This is a genomic window from Longimicrobium sp., from assembly GCF_036554565.1.
In the GTDB taxonomy this organism is placed as follows: Bacteria; Gemmatimonadota; Gemmatimonadetes; order Longimicrobiales; family Longimicrobiaceae; genus Longimicrobium.
Map to the genome: position 1 here is coordinate 1 of NZ_DATBNB010000717.1, position 1,712 is coordinate 1,712.

At 67.2% G+C, this 1,712-nt stretch carries 1 protein-coding gene and 1 pseudogene; both read right to left on the minus strand.

Annotation, left to right across the window (positions count from 1 at the left end; all coding sequences use genetic code 11):
• Positions 1-98: 98 nt before the first annotated feature.
• A complete protein-coding gene (locus VIB55_RS20010; protein ID WP_331878437.1) occupies positions 99-1,124 on the minus strand; it encodes a YihY/virulence factor BrkB family protein in 1,026 nt (341 codons plus the stop codon).
• A gap of 345 nt (positions 1,125-1,469) precedes the next feature.
• Positions 1,470-1,712 (minus strand): annotated as a pseudogene (locus VIB55_RS20015) (galactose-1-epimerase); the annotation flags it as partial.

The window sequence follows — 1,712 nt, forward strand, 5'->3', positions numbered from 1 at the left end:
AGAGAAAACGGAGAGGACGCAGAGACGCTTGCAAGCGGCTCTGCGTCCTCTCTTTCATCTCTGCGGCCTCTGCGTGAAACGTCCCGAAGAGCCGGCGACTACTCCGGCAGCCGCTGCTCCACGCGCGAGTCAGGCTCCTGCACCGTAACGTTGTTGGGGTCGTTCTTCAGCGCGGCGGCGCGCTTGGCGGACTTGCCGGTGGGCCTGCCCTTCTTGCCCTGTGCCTCCGGGCCGCCGATCTCGTCGTTCATGCGCCGCGCCCCGGGTTCCGGCTCGATCCCGCTTCCGCGCTCCACCGCCCAGATCTGCGTGAACTCGGCGCCGAAAAGGATGATCATCGACGAGTAGTAGATCCACACCAGCACCAGCGCCAGCGACCCCGCCGCGCCGAACGCCTCGCCCGGGTTGCTGCGGCCCAGGTAGTAGCCCAGCGCGAACTTGCCGATGACGAAGAGCAGGCCGGTGAACACGGCGCCCACGAGCGCGTCCTTCCACGCGATCCGCGCGTCGGGAAGCACCTTGAAGATGGCGGCGAACAGGCCGGTGATCACCACCAGCGAAAAGATGAAGTTGAAGATGTGGAGCACCACCTCGTTCGCGCCCGGGATGATCTGCCCGATGAACCCGCCCAGCGCAGAGATCGCGGCGCTGAGGGCGAGCGACACGAGGAGCAGGAAGGCGATGCCGAGGACCATCCCGAGCGAAAGCACCCGCTTGAAGATCATGTTCTTGATGCCGCCCGCGGCGGGATCGGGCTCCACCTCCCAGGCCCGGTTCAGCGCGCTCTGCAGCTGAAGGAAGGCACCCGTTGCGCCGAACGTCACCGCCGCGATGCCCAGGAAGGCCTTCAGCCCGCGCCCGCCTGGCTTTTCCGACTGCTGGATGATGGTGCCCACTTCTTCGGCGCCGGCGGAGCCCATCAGACTCCCCATCTGCGTGGCGAGCGCCTCCTGCACCTGTGCCGGCTCGAACACCATCCCCGCGATCAGCAGGATCAGGATCAGCAGCGGCGGCAGGGAGAACACCGTGTAATACGAAAGCGCCGCCGCCATTCGCGGGCATTCGTCGTCGGAGAAGTCCTTGAACGCCCGCTTCAGCAGGCCGAAGGTGCCTTTGACGTCCATCGTCCGGGATTCCTGGGTTGTAGCAGGTTCGTAGAATGCCGGACGCGGTTTGCAAAGGTGGTTCCAGCGGGAGGGCAGGGTCCCTCTCCCCCGCAAACAGCGCCGCAAACAGCGCGGGAGAGGGGAGCACTTGGGTGGGGGTTCGATCGGCTGGATCGCATGCCGCGGGAGGCCCCTCCCCCCGGCCCCCGTCCCCCGCTGCGCAGGGGAGGGGGAGACCTGAAACGCGTCTCGGCTGGCTTGGCGCACATGACTGCGCGTACAGTCCGCGAAGGCGGACTTTGGGCCGTTGTTGCCGCGACTTCAGTCGCCCCGGCAGGGCCGAGGCCTCCACTCATGCGAGGGCTAGTCCGGGGCTACGCTGAACCGGTAGACCGTGCGCGAACTGTAGCGCTCGCCCGGGCGGAGGATGGTGCTGGGGAAGGCGGGCTGGTTGGGCGCGTCGGGAAAGTGCTGCGGCTCCAGGCAGAACCCGCAGCGGTGGCGGTACGGCACACCGCCTTTGCCCACCGCTTCGCCGTTCAGGAAGTTCCCCGAGTAGAACTGCAGCCCGGGCTCCGTGGTGAACAGCTCCAGCACGCGGCCGGT

Coding starts and splice junctions, on each gene's coding strand:
- VIB55_RS20010 (WP_331878437.1), bottom strand. CDS start 1,124: ATGGACGTCAAAGGCACCTTCGGCCTGCTGAAGCGGGCGTTCAAGGAC.